At 40.9% G+C, this 24,657-nt stretch carries 19 protein-coding genes and 1 pseudogene; 1 reads left to right on the top strand and 19 read right to left on the bottom strand.

The window, feature by feature from the left end; genetic code table 11:
* The first annotated feature begins 91 nt into the window (after nucleotides 1-91).
* The gene (locus AB2B47_RS07190; RefSeq protein WP_006152601.1) at nucleotides 92-742 is read left to right on the top strand and encodes a metal-dependent transcriptional regulator; all 651 of its coding nucleotides are present in this window, start codon (nucleotides 92-94) and stop codon (nucleotides 740-742) included.
* A gap of 40 nt (nucleotides 743-782) precedes the next feature.
* Here the strand turns inward: AB2B47_RS07190 and dtd are convergent, their stop codons facing one another.
* The 19 genes and pseudogenes from dtd to AB2B47_RS07285 form a co-directional block, all read right to left on the bottom strand.
* The gene (gene dtd / locus AB2B47_RS07195; RefSeq protein WP_006152589.1) at nucleotides 783-1,226 is read right to left on the bottom strand and encodes a D-aminoacyl-tRNA deacylase; all 444 of its coding nucleotides are present in this window, start codon (nucleotides 1,224-1,226) and stop codon (nucleotides 783-785) included.
* Between the two features lie 30 nt (nucleotides 1,227-1,256).
* Nucleotides 1,257-3,473, bottom strand: a complete 2,217-nt coding sequence (locus AB2B47_RS07200) for a RelA/SpoT family protein (RefSeq protein ID WP_006152626.1) — start codon at nucleotides 3,471-3,473, stop codon at nucleotides 1,257-1,259.
* 145 nt (nucleotides 3,474-3,618) lie between these two features.
* Nucleotides 3,619-4,749 (bottom strand): ABC transporter ATP-binding protein, encoded by a 1,131-nt coding sequence (locus AB2B47_RS07205; RefSeq protein ID WP_004251267.1) that lies wholly within the window; start codon nucleotides 4,747-4,749, stop codon nucleotides 3,619-3,621.
* Nucleotides 4,750-4,861: 112 nt separating this feature from the next.
* Complete coding sequence (locus AB2B47_RS07210; RefSeq protein ID WP_320693956.1) at nucleotides 4,862-5,731, bottom strand: PucR family transcriptional regulator; 870 nt, start codon at nucleotides 5,729-5,731, stop codon at nucleotides 4,862-4,864.
* Nucleotides 5,728-6,120, bottom strand: coding sequence for a Mini-ribonuclease 3 (locus AB2B47_RS07215; RefSeq protein ID WP_006152609.1), 393 nt, complete (start codon nucleotides 6,118-6,120; stop codon nucleotides 5,728-5,730). Before AB2B47_RS07215 ends, AB2B47_RS07210 begins: the two co-directional genes overlap by 4 nt.
* On the bottom strand, nucleotides 6,113-7,456 hold the full coding sequence (cysS, locus tag AB2B47_RS07220; RefSeq protein WP_006152599.1) for a cysteine--tRNA ligase: 1,344 nt from the start codon (nucleotides 7,454-7,456) through the stop codon (nucleotides 6,113-6,115). The genes AB2B47_RS07215 and cysS overlap by 8 nt, the downstream gene beginning before the upstream one ends.
* A gap of 43 nt (nucleotides 7,457-7,499) precedes the next feature.
* Nucleotides 7,500-8,261 carry a nucleoside phosphorylase gene (locus tag AB2B47_RS07225; protein WP_006152602.1) on the bottom strand — a complete coding sequence of 254 codons (762 nt, stop codon included), beginning with the start codon at nucleotides 8,259-8,261 and terminating at the stop codon, nucleotides 7,500-7,502.
* A gap of 34 nt (nucleotides 8,262-8,295) precedes the next feature.
* Nucleotides 8,296-8,913, bottom strand: coding sequence for a serine O-acetyltransferase (cysE, locus tag AB2B47_RS07230; protein ID WP_004251281.1), 618 nt, complete (start codon nucleotides 8,911-8,913; stop codon nucleotides 8,296-8,298).
* 14 nt (nucleotides 8,914-8,927) lie between these two features.
* Nucleotides 8,928-11,150, bottom strand: a complete 2,223-nt coding sequence (gene pnp, locus AB2B47_RS07235; RefSeq protein ID WP_320693957.1) for a polyribonucleotide nucleotidyltransferase — start codon at nucleotides 11,148-11,150, stop codon at nucleotides 8,928-8,930.
* A gap of 679 nt (nucleotides 11,151-11,829) precedes the next feature.
* Nucleotides 11,830-12,690: a methylenetetrahydrofolate reductase [NAD(P)H] gene (gene metF, locus AB2B47_RS07240; RefSeq protein ID WP_320693958.1), complete on the bottom strand. Its 861-nt coding sequence runs from the start codon at nucleotides 12,688-12,690 to the stop codon at nucleotides 11,830-11,832.
* A gap of 62 nt (nucleotides 12,691-12,752) precedes the next feature.
* Nucleotides 12,753-15,002, bottom strand: coding sequence for a 5-methyltetrahydropteroyltriglutamate--homocysteine S-methyltransferase (metE, locus tag AB2B47_RS07245; RefSeq protein WP_320693959.1), 2,250 nt, complete (start codon nucleotides 15,000-15,002; stop codon nucleotides 12,753-12,755).
* Nucleotides 15,003-15,245: 243 nt separating this feature from the next.
* Nucleotides 15,246-15,608: a TIGR02328 family protein gene (locus tag AB2B47_RS07250; protein WP_320693960.1), complete on the bottom strand. Its 363-nt coding sequence runs from the start codon at nucleotides 15,606-15,608 to the stop codon at nucleotides 15,246-15,248.
* Nucleotides 15,592-15,996, bottom strand: a complete 405-nt coding sequence (locus AB2B47_RS07255) for a YbgA family protein (protein WP_320693961.1) — start codon at nucleotides 15,994-15,996, stop codon at nucleotides 15,592-15,594. Before AB2B47_RS07255 ends, AB2B47_RS07250 begins: the two co-directional genes overlap by 17 nt.
* A gap of 80 nt (nucleotides 15,997-16,076) precedes the next feature.
* Nucleotides 16,077-16,289 (bottom strand): annotated as a pseudogene (locus AB2B47_RS07260) (type I restriction-modification system subunit M); the annotation flags it as partial.
* Between the two features lie 67 nt (nucleotides 16,290-16,356).
* Nucleotides 16,357-17,232: a hypothetical protein gene (locus AB2B47_RS07265; protein ID WP_320693962.1), complete on the bottom strand. Its 876-nt coding sequence runs from the start codon at nucleotides 17,230-17,232 to the stop codon at nucleotides 16,357-16,359.
* Nucleotides 17,225-18,652 carry a DUF262 domain-containing protein gene (locus AB2B47_RS07270; protein ID WP_320693963.1) on the bottom strand — a complete coding sequence of 476 codons (1,428 nt, stop codon included), beginning with the start codon at nucleotides 18,650-18,652 and terminating at the stop codon, nucleotides 17,225-17,227. Before AB2B47_RS07270 ends, AB2B47_RS07265 begins: the two co-directional genes overlap by 8 nt.
* 62 nt (nucleotides 18,653-18,714) lie before the next feature.
* Complete coding sequence (locus tag AB2B47_RS07275; RefSeq protein WP_320693964.1) at nucleotides 18,715-19,920, bottom strand: restriction endonuclease subunit S; 1,206 nt, start codon at nucleotides 19,918-19,920, stop codon at nucleotides 18,715-18,717.
* Entirely contained in the window at nucleotides 19,913-21,517 is a 1,605-nt protein-coding gene (locus AB2B47_RS07280; RefSeq protein ID WP_320693965.1) for an HsdM family class I SAM-dependent methyltransferase, read from the bottom strand. The genes AB2B47_RS07275 and AB2B47_RS07280 overlap by 8 nt, the downstream gene beginning before the upstream one ends.
* Nucleotides 21,517-24,579, bottom strand: coding sequence for a type I restriction endonuclease (locus tag AB2B47_RS07285; protein WP_320693966.1), 3,063 nt, complete (start codon nucleotides 24,577-24,579; stop codon nucleotides 21,517-21,519). The genes AB2B47_RS07280 and AB2B47_RS07285 overlap by 1 nt, the downstream gene beginning before the upstream one ends.
* Nucleotides 24,580-24,657 lie beyond the last annotated feature (78 nt).

Here is a 24,657-nt window from a genome sequence, read left to right on the forward strand (position 1 = left end):
TCGACAATCCAAAGACAAGTGAGAGGCTAGGACTTTTGTCCCAGCCTCTTTTTTGGTATACTAGATGGAGATAATAAACAAGGAAATGCGAATGACACCAAATAAAGAAGACTACTTAAAATGTATTTATGAGATTGGCATGGATGTTCCTAAGATTACCAATAAGGAAATTGCTGCTCGAATGCAGGTATCTCCTCCAGCTGTAACTGAAATGATTAAACGCATGCAGTCTGAAAATCTCATCTTAAAAGATAAGAAGAAAGGATACTTGCTAACCGATATTGGGCTAACACTTGTATCAGAACTTTATCGTAAACATCGTCTGATTGAGGTTTTTCTGGTCCACCATCTAGACTATACTAGTGACCAAATTCATGAGGAAGCTGAAGTATTAGAACATACCGTTTCAGACTTTTTTGTAGAGAGATTAGAAAGTATGCTAGGTTTCCCAAAAACTTGCCCTCACGGTGGTACCATTCCTGCTAAGGGAGAGCTTTTGGTTGAAATCAACAACCTACCACTATCAGAAACCAAAGAAGCTGGAACCTATCTCCTGACTCGGGTTCACGATAGTTTTGATCTCCTAAAATATCTGGAAAAACATGCCATCAATATCGGAGACAAACTCCAAGTTCAACAGTTTGATGACTTTTCTAACACCTTTACTTTGATTCATAAGAACGAAGAACTCTTGGTAAGTCTAGAAATCGCCAAACAGCTCTATGTTGAAAAGATGAACTAAATCCGTCACAAAAAAACCAAGCTAACAAGCTTGGTTTTTCTTATCTATTTTTTGTATCAAGGATGATAGTTACCGGCCCATCATTGACTAATCCCACCTGCATATCTGCTCCGAAGACACCTGTTTCAACAGGAACCTCTTTGGCTAGTTCCTGGTTAAAATCTTGATAGAAGGCCTCAGCCATATCTGGTTTAGCGGCGCCTGTAAATGCTGGACGATTGCCTTTTTTGGTATCAGCAAACAGAGTGAATTGAGAGATGGAGAGAATTTCTCCTTGGATATCCTTAACAGAAAGATTCATCTTGCCTTCACTATCCGAAAAGATACGCATGTTGACAAGTTTTCTGACCGCATACTCCAAATCCTCTTGCTGATCCTCAGGTCCAACACCCACTAAGAGCAAAAGTCCTTGTTTGATTTGACCATGAATCTGCCCCTCAATAGAAACCTGAGCTTGCTTGACTCGCTGAACGATGATTTTCATAGAAATCCTTTCTGACTGTATCGAGCTAACTTAACCATTGGTCCGTTTGACTGAGTAGACTTCTGGTACACTCTTAATCTTATCAACTACCGTTGTCAACATTGAAAGGTTAGAAATTCCAAAGGATACATGGATATTGGCAAATTTCATGTCCTTGGTCGGTTGGGCATTAACCGAAGAAATATTCTTAGTTGTGTTTGATAGGACTTGCAAGATATCATTCAAAAGACCAGAACGGTTGAGTCCATAGATATCGATATGAGCCATATATTCCTTGGTTGAAAATTGGTCTTCCCATTCAACATCTAGCAGACGTTGCTCATAGTTTTCCTGTGAACGAAGGTTCATACAGTCCACACGGTGGATGGCAACTCCGCGACCTTTGGTAATATAACCAACGATATCATCTCCTGGAACAGGGTTACAACATTTGGCAATCCGGACCAAGAGCCCAGAAGCACCTTGGATGACAACTCCACCCTCATGCTTCACCTTAAGCGTGTCCTTGTTCTCTACCTTGACTTCGCCACCCTTGACCAGTTCTTCTGCTTCTGCCTTAGCCTTGGCACGTTCTTCTTCACGACGTTCTTTTTCCGTCAAACGGTTGAAGACGGTAATGGCTCCGATTTCTCCAAAACCAATGGCTGCAAAAAGGGCTTCTTCTGTCTTGTAGCTGGTTTTTTGAAGGACTTCATCCATGTGGCGCTTGTCCATAAATTTATTGGCCACATAGCCGTTTTCTTGGAGCTGACTAATCAGCATTTCACGGCCTTTATTGATGGACAATTCTTTATCTTGGTTTTTAAAGAATTGACGAATTTTGTTGCGAGCCTTACTGGTCTTAACCATGTTGAGCCAGTCGCGGCTTGGTCCAAATGAATTTGGATTGGTGATGATTTCAACCTGGTCCCCTGTTTTCAGCTTGGTAGTCAAGGGTACCATACGGCCATTGACCTTGGCACCAGTTGCTTTTTCCCCGATCTTGGTATGAATCTCATAGGCAAAGTCAATCGGTCCCGAATCCTTTGGAAGAGAACGAACCGCCCCATCTGGAGTAAAGACGTAAATCTCCTCAGCCAGATAGTTTTCTTTGACCGTATCTACAAATTCCTTGGCATCATCCGCCTGATCTTGGAGTTCCATCATCTCCTTGATCCAGTTCATCCCAATGGCAGATTCTTTACTATTAACTTGGCCTTTCATTCCTTTTTTGTAGGCCCAGTGAGCCGCAACCCCGTACTCAGCAACCTCGTGCATTTCCTTGGTACGGATCTGGAACTCAATCGGTCCTTTTGGTCCATAAACAGTCGTATGGATAGACTGGTAACCATTGGCCTTACGATTAGCAATGTAGTCCTTGAAACGTCCTGGCATTGGTTTCCATAGCTCATGAACGTAACCCAACATGGCATAGACATCACTCTGAGTATCTAGGATACAGCGAATGGCAATCAGGTCATAGATCTCCTCAAAGCGTTTTTTCTTGTCCTGCATCTTACGGTAAATAGAGTAGATATGCTTAGGACGGCCATAGATTTTTCCTGTAAGATTACGCTCAGATGAATACTCCTCAAGCTTCGTCACAACTTCATCGACCAAGGCTTCACGTTCTTGACGTTTCTCCTTCATCATGTGAGTTATCTTGTAAAACTCTGTCGGATTGAGATAACGGAAGGAAAGATCCTCTAGTTCCCACTTAACACTTGAAATCCCCAGACGGTGAGAAAGTGGTGCGTAGATTTCCATGGTTTCTCGGGAAATACGTTCTTGCTTGTCCTTACGAAGATGCGTGAGGGTACGCATATTGTGCAGGCGGTCAGAGAGCTTAACCAAAATAACGCGGATATCCTCTGACATGGCCATAAGCATCTTGCGGTGATTCTCAGCCAACTGCTCTTCTATAGACTTGTATTCGACCTTACCAAGCTTGGTAACACCGTCTACAATCACTCGAACATCATGGCCAAACTCGCGCTCTAAATCATCCAAAGTAGCATCTGTGTCTTCTACCACGTCATGCAAAAAACCACAGGCAACAGTAACGGCGTCCAGCTTGAGCTTAGCCAAGATACCTGCTACCTGGATAGGGTGGATAATGTAAGGCTCGCCTGATTTACGATATTGGCCACTGTGGCACTCTACAGCATAAACCAAGGCCTTATGGACAAAAGCCACATCTTCTTTCGATAAATATTTTTGCGTTAAAGCGACGACTTCATCGCCAGAATAAATTACTTCTTTTGGCATGCATACTCTCCAGTTCTTCCTACCATTTTAACACTTTTTAGTCAATAAGAAAACTAGTAAAGTCTCCTTCTATCCGAGTTTCTAAACTTTATAAAAAAACACTACTAGAAAAACTCTAGTAGTGTTGTTTTAGTTCAAATCTATCTTAGTAAACTGTCTTTTCAGTTTCTACGTCAAAGAAGTGAGCTTTGTTCAAGTCAAATCCAAGTTCCACAGTTGCACCAGCTTGCAAGTAGTCACGTGCGTCAACCTTAGCAACGAATTCATCTTTACCAACTTGGCAGTATAGGTGAGATTCTGAACCAAGCAATTCTGATACAGAGATCGTTGCTTTCACAACTGATTCTGGGAATGTTTCAAGGAAAGCAGGTTCTGCGTTCACGTCTTCTGGACGGATACCGAAGATCAACTCTTTACCTTCGTATCCTTTATCGCGAAGAACTTTCAAAGCACCTTCTGGAACTTTCAAGTTAAAGGCGTCACCAACGATGTGGTCACCGATCAATTTTACGTTGATGAAGTTCATAGCTGGGCTTCCGATGAATCCTGCTACGAATTTGTTAACTGGGTTTTTGTAAACTTCTTGAGGAGTACCGATTTGTTCAACACGTCCGATAGTACCAGTACCAGCAGGGTTTTTAGTTGCTGACATGATAACGATACGGTCTGCAAGTGTCATCGCTTCTGTTTGGTCGTGAGTTACGTAGATAGTTGTAGCTCCGATACGACGGTGGATTTTAGCGATTTCAGCACGCATGGATACACGAAGTTTCGCATCCAAGTTTGACAAAGGTTCGTCCATCAAGAATACTTTTGCATCACGGACGATCGCACGACCCATGGCAACACGTTGACGTTGACCACCTGAAAGGTCAGCTGGTTTACGATCCAAAAATTCTTTCAAACCAAGAATTTCTGCTGCTTCTTGTACACGTTTGTCGATGTCTTCTTTGCTGTATTTACGCAATTTCAAACCGAAAGCCATGTTATCGTATACAGTCATGTGTGGGTAAAGAGCGTAGTTTTGGAATACCATGGCGATGTCACGGTCTTTTGGAGCTACGTCATTGACAACAACGCCATCGATAGATGCAGTACCTTCTGTGATATCTTCAAGACCTGCAATCATACGGAGAGTAGTTGATTTACCACATCCTGAAGGTCCTACGAAAACGATAAATTCTTTGTCTTTGATGTCCAAGTTGAAGTCTTCAACTGAGTAATGTTCGCTGTTTGGATATTTTTTGTAAATGTTTTTAAGATTTAATTCTACCATTTCGGTGAACTCCTTTAATTGTTGATAGTTTAATTATAAATGAAAACGCTTTACATTTCTATGGCAAAGTGACCAAAAAAATAAAAAAGTTCTGTGCAACTTGCACAAAACTTTAAATAATATCTGGTAAAATCAATTGATAACACAAGGTCAAATCTGTCAGTTCTTTCAACTGAAGCCCTGTCAATTCTTCCCATTTATCAATCTTGTATTGGAGAGAATTACGGTGCAAATACAGTTGCTGTGCTGTTTTAGTTAGGACTGCACTATTTTCCCATAAGGAGAGAATGATTTCCTGAATTTGATCCTGATCCAAAATCATCTGGTGGAGATAATCTTTTATCAAATCAAGATCCACCATTTTTTCCCCCATACTCCAAAGGTAGAGCTGAGAAAACGTATGGAATCCTTGATGACCTTGACGCCACCAGTTTTTAAACAAGTCACGTTCTGCTTTGATGAGATCTGTCAAACTCTGATTTCCTGTTTGCGACCAGACCTGCCCCAGCATAATGGATAAGCGAACCCCAAAATCGTATTCTACGGCTTCCAAGGTATCTGTTAAGATAGACCGAACAGAAGTGTATTTGTCCTGTTGGAGAACAAATAGGTAATCCTGAACTCCCACCTGAAGCACTGTCTCGCAATTAGGAAAGAGGGTTCTCATCATATCCAACCAAGAAGTCAAGTTTTCCTGTTGGTAATAGGAAAGGTGACAATAGACAACTTGTAGCTTTTTAAAACTTTGCGGTGCTGGTCCCTTGCCTTCAATCAAATAGCTATACCATGGATTGAGAGAGATGGTTTGTTCCTGCTGGGTTAAGAGAGCCACCAACTGTTTCTCACGTTCACTAAGTCCAGCTTCTTCCAGTAAAACCCACTGATTTGCGGATACTGGAAGCGTCAGATAACCTTCCTTATCGACTGGTTGGTCTACGATTTGAGCTTGTGGAAACCAATCTAGTAATTCTTTTGCAATCATTCCAAGCCCTCCACTTTTTGGATGCACCAAGAAATCAAGGTTTCAAGGCGCTCCACATTTTCAGTCATATGAAGATAACCCATGACCGCTTCAAAACCAGTAGACATACGGTAGGTCACTACATCTGCGTTCTTTGCCTTGGTATGACTATTGGTATTACGACCCCGTTTATAGATTTCTTCTTCCTTTTCCGTTAGGACTTGCTCCTCCAACATGAGGGAAATCAAGCGTGCCTGAGCCTTGGCTGACACATACTTAGTTGCCTCTTGGTGGAGTTTATTGGGCTTGGTCATGCCTTTTAGGATGAGGTGACGGCGAATATACATTGAATACACCGCATCTCCTTCAAAGGCTAGAGCAATCCCGTTAATGAGATTGACATCAATCACGTGTCCACCTCACTCCATCCTTGGTATCCAGTAGCTTAATCCCTTGAGCAGCCAGTTGGTCACGGATTTGGTCAGCTGTCGCAAAATCACGATTGGCACGCGCTTCTTGACGTTTTTGAATCAAGGCTTCAATCTCTTCATCCAAAACTTCCTCAACAAAGACAATACCAAAGACCTCTAACATAGCTGCAAGAGCTTCCTTAACCGCTTCATCATAGTTGCCTGAGTTGATCCACTTGGCCATTTCAAAGACGACTGTGATACCATTTGCTGTATTGAAATCTTCATCCATTGCAGCTACGAACTTATCTTTATAAGTTTGCAACTCCCCCGCATCTACAGTTCCAGAAAATGGTTGCTCATAAGTGTTCTTCAGATACTTGAGATTGGTCTCAGCATCACGCACAGCTTTTTCCGTAAAGTTGATTGGCTTGCGGTAATGCTGAGTCGCAAAGAAGAAACGCAATACTTGACCGTCGATCGTTTCGAGGGCATCGTGTACCGTAATGAAGTTCCCCAAAGACTTGGACATCTTGACATTGTCAATATTGACAAAACCATTGTGCATCCAGTAGTTGGCAAAGGTCTTACCTGTCTTGGCTTCTGACTGGGCAATTTCGTTGGTGTGGTGTGGAAACTCAAGGTCAGCTCCACCACCGTGAATATCGATGGTATCGCCTAAAATCTCAGTAGACATGACCGAACACTCGATGTGCCAGCCTGGACGACCAGGACCCCAAGGGCTGTCCCAAGAAATCTCACCTGGTTTAGCTGCTTTCCAAAGGGCAAAGTCTACAGGGTTTTCCTTGCGAGCTGTTTCTTCGTCTGTCCGACCTGAAGCTCCTAGCTCCAAGTCTTCTAAGCTTTTATTGGCTAACTTAGCATAGTTATGGGATTTTTCCACACGGAAATAGACATCGCCCTGACTCTCATAGGCATAACCTTTTTCAATCAGGTCTTCCACAAAACGGATGATGTCAGCCATAAACTCGACTACTCGTGGATGACGGGTAGCAGGCTTGACGCCCAAGGCCGTAACATCCTCACGAAATGCAGCGATATACTTGTCAGCTACTTCTTGAGGTGTGATGCCTTCTTCTTTGGCACGGTTGATAATCTTATCATCCACATCGGTGAAGTTAGAAATATAGGCAACCTCATAGCCACGATACTCAAAGTAGCGACGAATGGTATCGAAAGCTACTGTCGAACGGGCATTCCCCACGTGGATATAGTTGTAGACGGTTGGCCCACAGACATACATCTTGACCTTACCGTCCTCGATTGGGACAAATTCTCGCAAATCACGAGACATGGTGTCATAGATTTTAATCACTCACTGACTCCTTTCTGTGTCTTGTTTATCGTAAAGAGTCGTTTCAATCCAACTCTCTAGCAATTACTAATGCTATCTCAAAGAAAGTCATAGCATCTGCTTTTCTTTCTTCGTATCTTGCATCCCACTCATGATTATGATGGTCAACATAATCAGCTGTATAAAAAAATTGATAAACTTTTGCTTGTCGAAATTGTGCCCAAGCCATGATTGCTGAGGCTTCCATATCTACAACAGTCGCACCTGCTGCTAGTCTACGTTTGACCTTATCAGCTGTTTCACGATAAAAAGCATCTGTGGTCCAAGCCTTTGTTCGAATGTGCTCAATATCAGATTTGTTTAAAGCTTCTTCTATGGTTAAGAGTAGAGTTTCATCATAAGCTATTTCATCACTTGCAGGAGCGTAATGGTAACTTGTACCTTCATCACGTAGAGCTGAACTTGGTAGGATAATCTTATCTGCCTGAATAGACTGATCTAGAACTCCGCAAGAACCCAAAACAATAAAGTTCTTAAATCCTCTTGCTTTGAGTTCTTCTAAGAGTCCAACAACCATCGGGGCTCCAATCGTAGCTATAGCAACTGCTACCTTACTCCCATCTTTTTCATAGATATACCATGGAAATCTACCATTTAGATTGGTTAGATAGCCACCTTCGTAAACATCTTCAAACTGCTTTACTCGTTCAACGATTTCTCCATTAAAAGATAAAATAATCGTATCACAGATTTCTCCACCACTAAGGAGGCTTCGATCAGTTGGCTCGATAACAGCAGGTACATTTTCAAATTCTTCTAATAGCATCGGCCTAACTTCCTAATTAAAGAGTCACTTCTCATTACAAACCAGACGACCTGTGGCTGGCTTCTCTAGCATGCTCAAGTTTATTGACGTAGTATTCACGTTTTTCTTCGACTTCGTGAATGGTTGGTTCATCCTTTTGCCCGTGAACACGAACAATCTTAGCAGGAATACCGACAACCGTCACATCACTAGGAACATCTGCCACAACGACCGCAGCGGCACCGACTTTGGCATTTTCACCGATTTCTACAGGTCCGATGACTTGGGCATGAGCAGAGATGAGAGCTCCTTTACGAACGGTCGGATGGCGTTTGCCACTATCCTTACCTGTCCCACCAAGAGTAACCCCATGGTAGAGAAGAACACCTTTTTCAACGATAGCTGTTTCCCCAATCACAAGTCCTGCTCCATGGTCAATAAAGACACCTGATTCGATCTGAGCACCAGGGTGAATCTCTATCTGCGTCCAAAAACGCCAAAACTGGCTGTGCATACGAGCTAAAAGCTTAAAGCCATGTTTCCAGAGAAAATGAGAGAGACGGTGAGCAGCCAAGGCTTTGACACCAGGATAAGTCAGCAAGACTTCCAAGGTAGTGCGAGCCGCTGGATCATTTTCTTTTACGATATCAATGGTTTCACGCCACCATCCCATACATTTCTCCTTTCTTATTCTGAGTCTTTTGGTGTTTCTGTAGTTTCTTTCTTAGGTTTGTGGTCCTTGTGGTGGTGACGAGGACGATCGCCATGACGATGACCTTTATCCCCTTTTTCTTCTGAACGTTCAGGTTTTGGCGGACGTGGCAAGAGTGCCTTCATAGAAGCATCTACACGACCTTTTTCATCGATCTTAATAATCTTCACATCTACAAAATCACCAATTTGAACTAAATCTTCTACATTATTAGTACGAGTCCAAGCCATTTCAGAAATGTGTACGAGGGCATCTGTCTTGTCAAAGAGGTTGACAAAGGCACCAAATTTCTCGATACGAACAACTTTGGCATGGTAGACTTCGTCCACTTTCGCTTCACGAACCAAACCAGCAATGATTTCTTTAGCACGGTTGATGGCATCTTGGTCGCTAGAGTAGATAGATACGTTACCTTCTTCGTCGATGTCAATCTTAACGCCTGTTTCAGCGATGATCTTATCGATGGTTTCTCCACCTTTACCGATGACAATCTTGATCTTATCAACATCAATCTTAATAGTATCAATTTTCGGAGCTGTTGGAGCCAATTCTGGACGCACTTCTGGAATAGTTGCTTCGATCACATCAAGGATTTCAAAACGAGCTTTCTTGGCTTGAGCAAGAGCTTCCATCAAGATTTCAGCAGTAATCCCTTGGATCTTAATATCCATCTGAAGGGCTGTAATACCATCGCGAGTACCTGCAACCTTAAAGTCCATATCTCCAAAGTGGTCTTCCAAACCTTGGATATCTGTCAATACTGTATAGTTATTACCATCTGAGATGAGACCCATCGCAATACCTGCTACTGGTGCCTTGATTGGCACACCACCAGCCATAAGGGCAAGTGTTCCCGCACAGATAGAGGCTTGAGATGAAGAACCGTTTGATTCCAAGACTTCTGCTACTAGGCGGATAGCGTATGGGAATTCTTCCAAGCTTGGCAAAACTTGAGCAAGGGCACGCTCACCAAGAGCACCGTGACCAATTTCACGACGACCAGGCGCACCGTAACGACCTGTTTCCCCTACAGAGTATTGTGGGAAGTTATAGTGGTGCATAAAGCGTTTCTTGTACTCTGGATCCAAACCATCGATGATTTGCGTTTCACCCATTGGCGCCAAAGTCAAGATAGAAAGAGCCTGAGTTTGTCCACGAGTAAAGAGACCTGAACCGTGCACACGGGGAACGAAGTCAACAACCGCATCCAAAGGACGGATTTCATCGACCTTACGACCATCAGGACGTACCTTGTCTTCTGTGATCAAACGGCGCACTTCTGCGTGTTCCATTTGTTCCAAGATTTCAGCCACATCACGCATGATACGGTCAAATTCTTCGTGGTCTGCATATTTTTCTTCGTAAACGGCTGTGACTTGGTCCTTCACTGCTTGAGTTGCAGCTTCACGAGCCAATTTTTCTTCTACTTGAACCGCTTTTTGGAGGTCACTGTTGTAAGCTGCGATGATTTCAGCTTGCAAGTCAGCATCTACATGAAGCAATTCTACTTCTGCTTTTTCTTTACCAACTGCCGCAACGATTTCTTCTTGGAAGGCAATCAATTCTTTGACAGCTTCATGTCCTTTCAGAAGAGCTTCCAACATGATTTCTTCTGACAATTCTTTGGCACCAGACTCTACCATGTTGATAGCGTGTTTCGTACCAGCTACTGTCAATTCAAGAAGTGATTGATCTGCTTGTTCTTGCGTTGGGTTGATGATAATTTGACCATCAACATAGCCTACTTGTACCCCAGCGATTGGGCCGTCAAATGGAATATCTGAGATAGACAAGGCCAATGATGAACCAAACATAGCTGCCATTGGTGCAGATGCATTTTCATCGTAAGAAAGAACCGTATTGATGACTTGCACTTCATTACGGAAACCTTCCGCAAACATTGGACGGATTGGACGGTCAATCAAACGCGCTGTCAAAGTCGCATCTGTTGAAGGACGTCCTTCACGTTTCATAAAGCCACCAGGAAACTTCCCAGCCGCATACATTTTTTCTTCGTAGTTGACTTGAAGCGGGAAGAAGTCCCCAGTTGCCATCTTCTTAGACATAACGGCAGCAGTCAAGACAGTTGACTCACCGTAACGTACCACAACAGAGCCATTTGCTTGCTTAGCAACCTGACCAGTCTCTACGATTAACTCACGACCCGCAAAAGTCGTTTGAAACACTTGTTTTGTCATTTTAATCCCCTTTGGATTGATAAAATTATACGCCTTGCCTACAAAGATCAAGATACTAAGGCCGTCAAAAGCAAAGTAAAAATAGGAAACTGACGAAGTCTTCGATGAAGACAAGACAGTTTATCTTTTTTACACGGCTTTTCGGCCGGGTTCAATTAATCAAGATATTTTGGACGTTTCGGCTTGCCGAACATTTCTGTAGAAAAATAGGAAGGTGACGCCGCACTCGATGAGTGCTAGAAAGCTTATCTTTTTTCCTAAGAAATGAGGCCAAAATTCAATTATGAATCTTTTTGATATTTCACTGGTACAGTGCGGACGGGAGGTAAAATTATCCAGTGGATGATTTTAGAAATCCAAGGAATTTCATCCCTAATTTTTAAGCCTGAAGTCTCAAAAATTCCGTCCTAGAAAATAACAGAGTTATTCTCTAGGATACCACTATAGCGTGAAATATCTTTTAACACTCACTTCGTTCGTATTTTTTATAGACACCAATTTTCAGATTTTGATTAAAAATTAATCGACTATTAAAAATCGTTAAAACCTAAATACCCTCATCTTTGTATCAAGTACGTACAGAGTCTATTTTATCATATTTTTCTTAAAAAGTACGGTCTTTTCTATAAAAAAGGAACCATTCTGCTATGAAAAGAAGAATGGTTTGCTTTTGATTATTTTAAGGTTGGTGATTGAACAAGGCATGGGTTGCTTGGTGAATGTACTGAGCAGTGTCTGCATTGTTCATGGTGTAGAGATGCACGCCTGCTACGTCTTGCGTTACCAAGTCCACGATTTGGTCTACGGCATAGGCAAGTCCTGCTGCTCTGAGTGACTCAGGGTCATTCTCATACTTGTCCAAGATAGCCTTAAATTTACGTGGGAGATGGATATTCTCACAAGTCTTCAAGAGACGAAGCGCTTGGTTACGATTCAGGATTGGCATGATACCTGCATGAATGGGAACATCAATCCCTGCCAAGGTACACTTGTCTTGGAAATCGTAGAATCGCTCATTGTCAAAGAATAGCTGAGTGACAAGACTTGAACAGCCTGCATCCACTTTTCTCTTGAGATTTTGAATATCTGAGATTTGGTTTGGCGAATCCGGGTGCCCTTCTGGGTAACAAGCTCCAATAATATCAAAGTGTGGTGCCTGTTCATTAATAAACTCAATCAAGTCTGTGGCGTAACGGAAATCCTTCTGTGGCTCAACACCTGGAATGATATCCCCACGAAGAGCCAAGATTTTTTGAACACCAACTTTATCCAAATCCGCAATGGTCTCAGCCACCTTATCCTTAGTCAAGTAGATAGCTGGCAAGTGAGCAATGGTTGGGATCTCCAAATCATTTTGGATATAGTCTGCCAAACGAACCGTCGTCTCTTTGATATTAAATTTATTATTACTAGCAGTCACACTGATGAAGTGTGGTGCCAAGCCCTGCATGTCTTTCAGGGCTGCGATAATTTTGTCATTGCCTACTTCTGGGTTTGGAGGGAAAACTTCAAATGAGAGGGACGGTGTTTGACGTGACATATGTATGAACCTTTTCTAGTTGATTTCTTACTGATCAACCGTGTAGAGAGAACTGTCTTTTCTTACAATTTCTCACGCGCAGCTTTCGCAGCGTCTACAAGGCGGATCAAGCTTTCTTTCGTTTCTGGGATACCACGTGTTTTCAAACCACAGTCAGGGTTGATCCATACTTTCTTGCTTGGAACTTTCGCAAGGATGGCTTCGATGGTGTGGTCGATTTCGCCTTCGTTAGGCACACGAGGAGAGTGGATATCGTAAACTCCAGGACCCACTTCTGTCTGGAAGTTTTGAGCTTTGAGTTCGTCCAAGATTTCAAGATTTGAACGGCTAGCTTCAAATGAGATAACGTCCGCATCCATGTTGTCGATAGCTGGGATGATATCTGTAAATTCTGAGTAACACATGTGAGTGTGGATTTGAGTGTCTGGCGCTACTGTAGAGTGTACCAAGCGGAAGGCTGGAATAGCCCAGTCAAGGTAGTCTTCGTACCAGTCGCTACGACGAAGTGGCAATTTCTCACGAAGAGCAGCCTCGTCGATTTGGATGATTTTCACGCCTGCAGCTTCAAGGTCAAGAACTTCATCCTTAATAGCAAGGGCGATTTGAAGAGTTGAATCCTTGATAGAGATGTCTTCACGTGGGAATGACCAGTTAAGGATGGTAACAGGTCCAGTCAACATACCTTTAACAGGTTTGTCAGTACGGCTTTGTGCGTAGCTAGACCATTTCACAGTGATTGGGTTGAGACGAGTGACATCACCCCAGATGATTGGTGGTTTAACCCCACGCATACCGTATGATTGTACCCAACCATTCTTAGAGAAGAGGTAACCTGACAAGTTTTGACCGAAGTACTCAACCATGTCATTACGCTCGAATTCACCGTGTACAAGAACGTCAAATCCAACTTCTTCTTGCCATTTAATCCATTCGTCGATTTGCTCTGCCAAGAACTTGTCATAGTCTTCTGCTGACAACTCACCCTTACGGAAGGCCAAACGTTTAGCACGAACTTCCTTAGTTTGAGGGAATGAACCGATAGTTGTTGTTGGAAGAGCTGGAAGTTTGAAGGCATCTTCTTGGATAGCTTCACGTTCTGCAAAGGCTGGCAAACGAGTGTAGTCTGCATCTGTCAATCCAGCGATACGCGCACGAAGTTCCGCATTTTCACCAACACGTTCTGTCGCAAAGAGTTCTTTGTTAGCTGCAAGTGCTTCTGCACCTTGACCGTTGCGGATAGCATCCAAGTCACGGATTTCATCCAATTTTTCAACTGCAAATGCAAAGTGGTTCAAGATAGCTGGTTCAAATTCTTCATTAGCTGTTGTAAATGGCACATGAAGAAGTGAGCATGAGCTTGTCAAAACAATGTTTTCAGCTGGGATTTGCTCAAGAACAGCCAAACTCTTTTCGTAGTTGTTGCGCCAGATGTTCTTACCATTGACAATACCTGCATAAAGAGTCTTGTCAGCTGGGAATCCACCTTTAACGAGTTCAAGAGTTTTCTTACCTTCAACGAAGTCAAGCCCGATCGCATCTACTGGCAATTTCACAAGGTCAGCGTAAACGTCACGAACGTCACCGAAGTAAGTTTGAAGCAAGACTTCAAGACCTTTTTTGTCGGCCAACAATTTGTTGTAAAGGTTCAAGAAGAGAGCTTTTTCTTCTTCTGTCAAGTCTTTGACTAGAGCAGCTTCGTCCAATTGGATACGAGTCGCACCAAGTTCAGCCAATTTCGCAAAAACATCTTGGTAAGCAGCCACTAAGCTATCTACGAAATCTTCTGCTTTCACACCTTCTTCATAGTCTGACAATTGAAGGAAAGTGAATGGACCTACAAGGACAGGACGAGTGTTAAGACCAAGTTCTTTAGCTTCTTGGAACTCATCGAAAATCTTGTGACCAGCCAATTTTACTTGAGTGTCTTTTTCAAATTTAGGAACGATGTAGTGGTAGTTAGTGTTAAACCATTTCTTCATCGGAAGGGCACGGACATCCCCTTTTTCTCCTTGGTAACCACGTCCCAAAGCAAAGTAACGTTCAAGATCAGATAATTCCAAGTTTTGAACAGATGCAGGAACTACGTTGAAAAGGAAAGCAGCATCAAGGAAGTTGTCATAGTGAGAAAAGTCATTTGATGGGATTTCAGTGATGCCTTTTTCTTTGACAATGTTCCAGTGTTTCGCACGTAATTCTTTAGCAGCAGCCAAAAGTTCTTCTTCTGAGATTTCTTTTCTAAAATATTTTTCAGTTGTAAATTTTAATTCGCGGAATTCACCCAAACGTGGGAATCCGATAATAGTAGTTGACATGTTTTGTCCTCCAAAAATTGTTGTTGAAACTATCTTAACAGAAAAGAAAGCGTCTGTATAATTGTAAAAAATTAGGCTTTGATATAGTTTGAAACTATATCTTGATTTAAAAGAAAAAAAAAGATTTGGAGAAGATTCTCCAAATCCTTTGATAGACAACGATTCATAGAATTTTTAAATAGCTAGGTTCAGAACAAAACATCAACAAATTGAAAGCCGACTATGGCTTGCTATTAGAAAAGACTATAGGTCAATCCCCTTCTCTCGGAGATTAGCCAGACACTCCTCATAGTAGGCATGGTCATGCTCACTATAGATTGGACTTTTCAGCTTTTCCTCCGCTAAGTCTTGATAAGGAGGGCAGGTCTTGCCACGGTAGTTCTTGTCTAGCCACTCTGGACTGACATTGTAGCCACGACTCGCCATCTCCTCCATGATCAAGCGATGATAGGCATAGAGACGATAGGGCGAGTGGGTAAAGACATAATCAACCGTCGCATGCTTTCTGCCCCAACCATTGCCACGAAGGGCACAACACTCTCGATGTTGCCCCAAGAGTTGAGGACGGGGAAGTTGTGAAATCAAAGTCTCATGCCAAAGTCTCATGGGAGTCTCCTTTCAGCAAGGTAGACTGTTGCAGATAAGCATTTGGGTAACACTCAAGCAAGTCTCGAGTCCTTGTAATCAAGTCTTGCTTGGAAGCTTGACCAAAGCGATAGCGATCCAGCAAGAGCATATAGTCTTTGCGCTCATCAAGGCTGGCTTGCTTTTTAAAATAGCCCCAAATATGCTGAAAGGCGTTGCAAACCTGACCCCTGTGTTCTGGGATCTGGCAGGCACAGTCAATCATCTCTTGAACCCGACTCAGCTCCACCACCTCTTGCTTGAGATACTGGCGAATGTCCTTGTAAATATTGCTGGAATGGCTTAAAACGAGGTATTTATTTTCCGCCCAGAGTTGCTGACAAAGGGCACGTTGGTTGTTGTTTTCCATATTTCTCCTAACTTTCTACTAGTTCCCAGGAAATACGGAAACAAAGTTGTACCTATAAAATGAGCGAATTGATTACCCCATCACCCTTTAAAGTTTTTCAAAAACTCTTTGAGTTCAGCATCGGCTTCTGGTGTAGTTCCGTGGAGTTGACCGAGCATTTCAAGTAGAGAAGCTGTTTGGCTTTCGATTGCTTTATTTGTCTGGTTAATCTTGCTGACGATGTCTGTCAGTGGCTCGACTTCTTCTTCCTCAAAGGTATCCACATAACGAGGGATATTGAGGTTGTAGTCATTCTACAACATCTTCTATGAAAAGCTAATTAAAAAAATTAATTCAATTTTTGAGAGTTAAATATTTTGTTTAAATATCTTGAATTTTAAATATCGAATGCTCATAAAAATCTAATGTTTCTAACATAATTTCTACAGAAATATTCTTAGACAGCGTTTCCATGCCAAGATAATTTTTCATAATCTTAGAATAGTAACTGCTGAATATCCCGTTATAATCACTGGCACTATATTTAGTTATATCTACATCCAAACCTTCAATACTAGTTTTTTTTACGCTATAACAATTATAAGATTCAAATACATCTAACAAGGTCAAAAAATCGTTTCTTACAGCTAAAAATTCATCAAATATCCTTTTGGTAGAGGAAGAAACTACTTCACAACTCTTCGATTGTTCATTAAGAATATTTTTTAAATTTGTAGCCTGTTTTATAAATGTCTTTTCTTTCTCTATTAAATTATATATTGTTGATGTATCAACATCTCCCCAAACTTTATAAATATCATACATCCTTCTCACGGTATATTGAATTCCAACTAACCCCCCTAGAAGAACTTCTACCGATAATTCATGATTACCTTGATGTGCATATCTATTTCTCTCATTAACAATTGAATCTATTAATCTTTTATACTCATCAAAAAAATAGTCCTCTTTAAGTATAGTAAACTTTTCAATTAATAAATCACTTTTTGTAGGAGCAACAAACCTATCATTTATATCTTTATGTACTTTACTTATAGGTAAAAATCTATGATTGCTTTCGATTTCTTGCTTGAGTTCTCTAAGTAATGATTTATTGTATTGTTCAAACGATGAATAAATTTTTATTAATAGATCGTTCACTAATAGACTATACGAATCATCACTATGATCTAAAGGTTCTAAGTTTTCAAGTGATTTTTTCAAATTTATAAGATTATTTTTAAATTTATTAATCATTAAAGAATACCTTTTGCATAGTAGTTATTCGATTGCTAATATTATCTCGCTTGCCAGTTCCTTGTGTAAAAAATAACTCAAAATCACTGTTTTGATCCTCTGATTTATTAATGAAGAGCTCCTTGTACTTTGTTCTAATTCTTTCCTTTTTGGAGAGTAGTTCTTCCTCACTATATTTATTTAAATTTAACATTAACGTAACAATTATTGTTTCAAATAGGATTGGAGAAATTCTAGTCGTAAAAGTATCTGTTTTCCCAATATATCTTTTAAAGGCATCATCCTCTAATATTTTTTTGGCAAGAGTTAAAGAAATTAATAAATCATTAAATAAGTTGTCTATTTTTTCCTCATACTCTCTCAGCATTTCTCTTCTTTCACTTTTTTTATACTCTATGTGATATTTTTCAGCAGTATCATTTTGTAAATTTTTATAAACTATGCTTCCCACAGTAGAAAACGAATCAATTCCTCCATCATTTCTTATTAAGTCAAAAATAGAGATGGTTCTGAGAACAAGTTCAGAATTCATAAGATTAAGATTTGCACTCTGTGAAAAATATTGAGAGATGTATTTTTCTGAAAACTGATTTAATTTTTTGTTAAAGTAACCATAATAAATAGAGTTTCGAATTTGTTGACTAGTTAGAGAAGTTCCACCACTATTTAACCTTTCGAAAACTTGATAAATTGCTGACTCAGTATAAGGACTTGACTGTTTAAATTCTATAACATTAATTGTATTTAGCTCTAAATTATCCGCCAAACCTTCTGAATCTAATTCATCAAAAGTTTTCCCATTAAATTTCTGATTTACGCCACTTAATGCAAAACCTGCATTATTCTTTAATGTTGAGTTAGGTAAACGCCTGTTTTTAATAAAAGAATTAATTGCTGTAATTCTCTGGAGGCCATCAATTACTAAGTATTTTTTTCTCCCCTCTTCTTCAATTTGAACTAAAAAAATACTAGGAAGTGGAAGTCCCATAAGAATTGACTCAATAAGGCGAGAAGCTTGGAGTTTACTCCAAACGAACCCCCTTTGCATATCAGGAACTTTTATTATCTTTTTTTCATACATATTTGATAATTGGCTATATGTTATATTGTATGACCAGTAAGAAATATCGAAACTAGTTTTATTGTTGCGAATTTCAGCTTCTGTTATATCTTCCGATGCTATAACTTCAACAATATTATCACTTTGGTTATAATTTAAGTCAAAAGCAAATAAACTTCCCTGGCCATTTACGAGAAGTTTTACTAAAATAAAATCATTGCTGTCAGCTTGTGTAATAGATTTTACCTCTATCTCTATCTCCGATTCACTAGAGACATTCATCAGATTCTTAATCTTCATTTGCCAATCGTTTTCATTTAAAACACTTAAAATTTCTTCTTTAATTATATTATCTTCCATAAATTTACTCCTTTTAATAAATGCTTTATTTAGTTAAATACCTTTAATAAAATTTAAAATTCCTACTCCACCTTCACCTGTCCATTCATCAGCATTGGCAAGAGCCAATCGCGAAGTTGGGTGAGTTCTTGGTTTTCAAAAATGTTATTCCTAATCTTTTTATAAATCACATCTGCTTTATTTGCGAATTGTAATGATATTTTTTTGTCAGGAACTATAACTAATTTCTCCTTTAAAAATTTAAAATGTCTAGCATACCCATAATTCGATAAATCAAAATCTTCAATCATGTGATAAAGTAATACATTTGAAATATTCTCATTATTTGAAATTAAGACTTGAGTGCCATCAGCTCCTCTAGCATAATCAAAATTTATATATTTTACTACTCTAGTGTGATCACCAAATATTACATGCCCATTTTGAGGTTGAATTAAACCATTTTCATTATTCGTAAAACCTGCAATATATTTTTGACTCTGATCGATAACAGGTATTTTTCCTATAAATTCAATCGAATTATTTTCAATTTTTTCCGCTTTAGTAACTTTATCTAATAAGTTACCAACACTCTCCACTCCCCACCCCTCTGGGATTTCGCGTTTGAGTTCTGGGTGATAGACCATCTTTCCGCCTGATGATTTGTAGGGTTTGCCATTCTGGTCTGGGAAATCAAACTGCACAAACCAGTAGTCATAGAGGGTCTTAGCCATGGCTTCCAACTCTTGGTTGATTTGGTTGTTGGTTTGCTTTTTCTTTTCTAACGAATAAAGGAAATCACCAATTTTCTTTTGAGTATCAAAATCTGGAAGCATAATTTCAAGATATGAAAACATTGCTTCATTGAAACTAGCTCTTAGGGTCATTACAGTATTATTTATTATTGTTCTTCTAAACAAAGGACTTCTTAAATAAAAAGCCATGAATTTAGGATAAACAATTCTTTTATCAACAGGTCTAAGTCTTTTAAGAAATCCACTAAAGCTAGCTTCAGGATAATCCTTCAAAGCAACTGAAGACATAGCTAATTCATCAACTGTTTCACTAGTACGTGTTAAAAAAATATCACCCTCATTTATTGAGTATTTTTGTTTATCACCATCTGTCGTATCCATTAAATCAATTAGACTATCTGGCAAAAAATAGTTATTAAATACAACAGAGAATGAAAGAAATGGTGAACCATGTCCCGCTTGCTCTTTTGTTGAAGAAATTCCCGAACTCATCTCATAAAGGTCCGATAATTTATATCTTTTCCACTCACTCATACTTGATCCCCTTCATTTGCTCTTCAATCTCCTGCTCCAATGCATGTGATTGCTGGAAGAGGTCTGAGAGTTTGTCTTGAAAGGCAGTCATCTTGGCTTCAAACTCTTCTGCTGTGATATCTACATAGTCGATCTTGATGTCAAAGTATTGGCCTGCGCTGAGAGAGTAGTTTTTCTCCTTAATATCCTCATAAGAGACAGTGACAGAAAAGTCCTCGACGGCTTCTTTCTTGATAAAGGTCTCGACGATCTTTTGCTCTTCCTCAGGAGAGAGTACAGTCTTTTGGTTCTTGCCTTCCTTGACCTTGGTTCCGAGGTTTGAGGCATCGATGAGGACGACATCGCCTTTATTTTTCTTATCGATAAAGAGGATAGAGACATTGGTTCCTGTCGTCGCAAAGATATTGGACGGCATAGAGACAACACCTGCCAGCATTTGATTGTCCACCAAGTGTTGACGGATGGTCTTGTCAATCCCTGACTGAGCCGTGATAAAGCCTGTTGGTAGGACAACGGCTGCTTGACCATCTGGCTTCAAGGAGTAGATGATATGCTGAACAAAGAGCTCGTAGATCGCCATCTTGTCCTTAGACTTGGCTGGAACCTTGGGCACACCTGCAAAGAATCGCTCACTAGCTTCTGGCAAGGTCTCCACTTGATCACGCCACTCTGAAAAGTCCAGCTTGAAAGGAGGATTGGACACGATATAGTCCATCTTTTCAGGATGTCGATTAGCGATGATGGTATTTCCCTGTACGATATTATGAATGGAGTGTTGCAGTCCATTCAAGATCAGATTGAGACGGAGGAGATTAGACGATTTTTGCGAGATATCCTGACTATAGACAGTGGTCTTATCTACACCGATACGACTAGCCAGGTTCATAAGCAAGGTGCCCGAACCAGCTGACGGGTCATAGATACGCACGTTTGACGGCTGGTCATTTCCCACCAAGATATCCGCGATAATCTTAGCCACAGAGTGAGGCGTGTAGTACTCAGCGTACTTGCCACCACCATCTTTGTTGTAGTCCTTGATCATGTACTCAAAGAGAGTCGAGAAGAAATCGAAGCCTTGGGAAAAGATGGTCTCATCAAACTTGACGCGTGCAAGGAGATTGATGATAGCTTTTGCCACTTCGTTGCGTTTACTGCTATCTGAGATAGTATCCGTAATCAAACGCTCATCAAAGAGACGAATAGCTGTGTCGCCGTCTGTATGCACAGAGAAAATATCGTTATTATCAATAGCAATTTGGTTGAGAGTATTCTCAAAAATCTCATAGAAAGTCGCTTCATTTTGCTGACGGTGAAGGGTTTCGATCAACTGGTCTGGCTTGAGCCAAGCTGTGCTGGTACCGATATCCTCCAAGAGCCATTCGTAGTCTTCCTCACTCATAGCCAGCAGATTTTCATAGGTGTTGGACTCATCTAGGATCTTGGCTTGATACAAAAACTTGTCGTTTAAAAATTTGTAGAGGAAGGACTGGGTGAGTAGTTTGTATTCACCCGCTTCTCCTCCTAGTCCCGCATGGGTAAAGACTGCTTTCAAATCATCTACCAAGTCTTGGACTTGGACTTTGTATGTTTCATTCATTAGTGTTGGTATTCCTCTTCATATCCTTCAAATAGTGACTCGACGATATAATTAAAATCCTCTCTTGTCAAACTACTTGCAGACTGGTTGGTTTTCATTTCAATCCGAGCTTCTTCTCGAATCATCTTCTTAAGAAAGTCCTCGTTATCGAGTACTCCTTGGTTTTGACCGATTTTACGGTCTAGTCTAACTTTAGAACCCTTGATGACATGGTAAATAGCAGGAAACTCACTGACCATAGTCGAGTTAGTCACGTGTTTGTAGGAACGAGCTGCCATCTCATCTCCATTAAAGTTCATGGTTAGGCGTCTCATACGAGTATGATAGTCCTCCACGGACTTAAAGAGTTCTTCATAGTCTTTTTGGGTTTCTTTGATATTCTCCATGGTGAATCCTTCTTGGCCATGGATCAGGTGTTTTTTCATGATGCGCTGGAATTCTTCGTAGAGAGAGACCCACTCAGGATCCTTTTCATCACGTTGATTTTTAATCCCACTTGCCACTCGTCGTTTCAAGTCTTCCAAGTCATTGGCTGCTAGACGAAGCTCTTCCTCTGCAATCTTGACAAAGCTAAAGCTAGTTTCAGACATGGCAAGATTTAAGAGAGTCCGACTAGAGAAGTCGTCTGGTTTATCGATTAGAGACAGTGTCAGCATCCTTCTAGAGAGGACATTGAGCAAAGTTGCAATCTGAGCAATGTCAATTTGCTGGAGCAGGTGTTGGTAGCCAAGGAGACGGGCGATATTGTAGTACTGCTTGATAGACTCCAAGGCCTTACGAAGATCGATTAACTGCTTCTTATCCTTGATGTCATTGATGGCTTGGGAGAAGTATTCTAGATTATCCGTTGGATAGTCGATGAGGATATGCTCGGTCTTGCTCAACTCTTGAGAAATCTCATCTGCTGACACAAAGAGCGAGCCAAAAACATCCTCGCCATGTTCCCCAGTCAGGGTCGAATCATACTCTTGATTGAGCTCTTCCAGATAGGCACGATTGGTCTTGTCAAACTCTTTCGAGATGTCTGCAAAGTCAATAACATAGCCAAAGAGGTAGTCCTTATAAGGACGATTGACACGAGTTAGAGTCTGCAAAAGATTGTGAGCCTTGATCTTGCGCCCTAGGTAGAGGCGCTTGAGACGAGGTGCATCAAAACCTGTCAGAAGCATAGAGTAGACAATGATGAGGTCAATCTTACCTTCCTTGTAGGCATCTACCTTGTCCTTCTTCTCTTCCTTATCTCCCTCATCATGGAGGATGAGAGCAGAGGTCAACTTGGTTGACCCAGCTTTGCGTCGTTCTTCTAATTGCTTTTCAAGCTCACGCGCCTGCTTAGACGAGTCACAGACAATCATGCCACCAATGGTCTGGTCATCAAAGACCAGATTACGAGCACGATTAAAGTCTTCAATGATAAAGTCCAACATAGGCTCTACGTAATGTGGATGGGCAAAGATATCTTCCTTGGAAAGGTCACCTCGTTGGATTTCTTCGTTGATGGTTCTGAGATTATCCTTATAGGAGGTCTCGATATCTTCTCGCATCAGGCGTAGGGTAAAGCCGTCATCGATAGACTGGTTGTAATAGTATTTGTGGATGTAATCCCCAAAGATATCACGCGTGGTCGCATGACTTTCCTTGGTCTTGCCATCTTTCTTATAGGTGATGAGAGGCGTTCCTGTCAAGGCAATCTTAATGGCCTTGGTATCTGCCTGATAGAGATTTGGCAGGTAGGAACCTCGTTCATTGTAAGAACGGTGGGCTTCATCAATAAAGTAGATATTTTGGTGATTGAGATCATAGCCAGAGCGGTCTGTCAAATCTGAATCATCCTTAAACTTCTGGATATTGACCACAGCGACATCATAGCCGTCTTGTTTTTGATTTAGTTCTTGTGGGTTATTGATGCGCTTAACCTTGAGGCCTCGTTTGATGAATTCCTTAAAGGCCTGGTCTGCCAAGTCCAAACGATCGACGACAAAGTAAAACTGAGGAACGATTCCCTCTTTTGAGAAATAGTTGGTTAGATAGCGAATGTTGAAGAAGGCTAAGGCAGTCTTACCTGAACCTTGGGTATGCCAGATAACCCCCTTCTTAACACCTTTTGCGATCGTTTCTTCGATAGCACGTGTCGCAAAATACTGGGGATAGCGCATGACGTGCTTCTGCAATTGCATCTGACCGTCCTTGCTCTCTTCTTCGACATAGACTAGACCAAAACGAAGCATAAAGAGCAAGCGTTCCTTCTGGTACAAAGAAGACAGAAAGGCATTGCAAGGTGTATCAGGGTTTAGGTTTGTTGTAAACTCTGGCTGGGACTTGAGGGCAAAGCGCTTCATGTCTTCTAGGACAAAGTCGATTTGGTCCTCGGTTAGAGGGGTAAGGGAATGAAGGAAATCTTCTACTCTTTCTTCCTTGAAAGCATTAAACTTGGTTTTTGAATAGGCGTTTGAACCGTAATAAGAACCCTGTTTTTGTTGCCCTTGTCCACTGATATACGCTAAGTTATCAGATAAGGATATCAACTGGGTGATATTGTTAAAACGACGGAACTTACGGTTTTCAAAACGGTATCTGGTTCTGTCCTGCTCTGACTGAATTCCAGTCTTGCCATCACGAATTGCATTTGGCTGTTTCACTTCGATATAAGAAAGAGGCAAACCATTGACAAAAATAACGATATCCGGACGAAATTCATCCTGACCATTTTGACAAGTGACTTCAAGCGCCAGATGGAAGGTATTAGCTTCAGGATGCTCCCAGTCAATATAAATGGCATCTTCCTGACCTTGCAGACGTTTAAAGAAAGAACGTCCCAAATCATTTTGATCTAGTTCCAACTTGATATTGGCTAGTTCTCTCTCAAAGTCATCCTCTGTCAAGTAGTTGTTAAATTTTAAAAATTGCTCCTTAAAAATAGATACGAGGATATTGGTATCTGGATCTCTTTCTGCAATTTCCTTCCCATTGCGAGGAAGATAGGTATAGCCCATACGCATGAGATGCAGAGCTGCTGGGATTTGTACTCTGGTTAGTTCAGAAAAATCTTTTCTCTTTGCCATAAAACTTCCTTTTGCTAGTCAGAACTGTCTATTTTTACTAACAATACCTTTCAGACTATCTCTCCAATTTATCGAATT

Origin of the sequence: Streptococcus wuxiensis (assembly GCF_040888245.1) — a bacterium.
Classification (GTDB): Bacteria; Bacillota; Bacilli; order Lactobacillales; family Streptococcaceae; genus Streptococcus; species Streptococcus wuxiensis.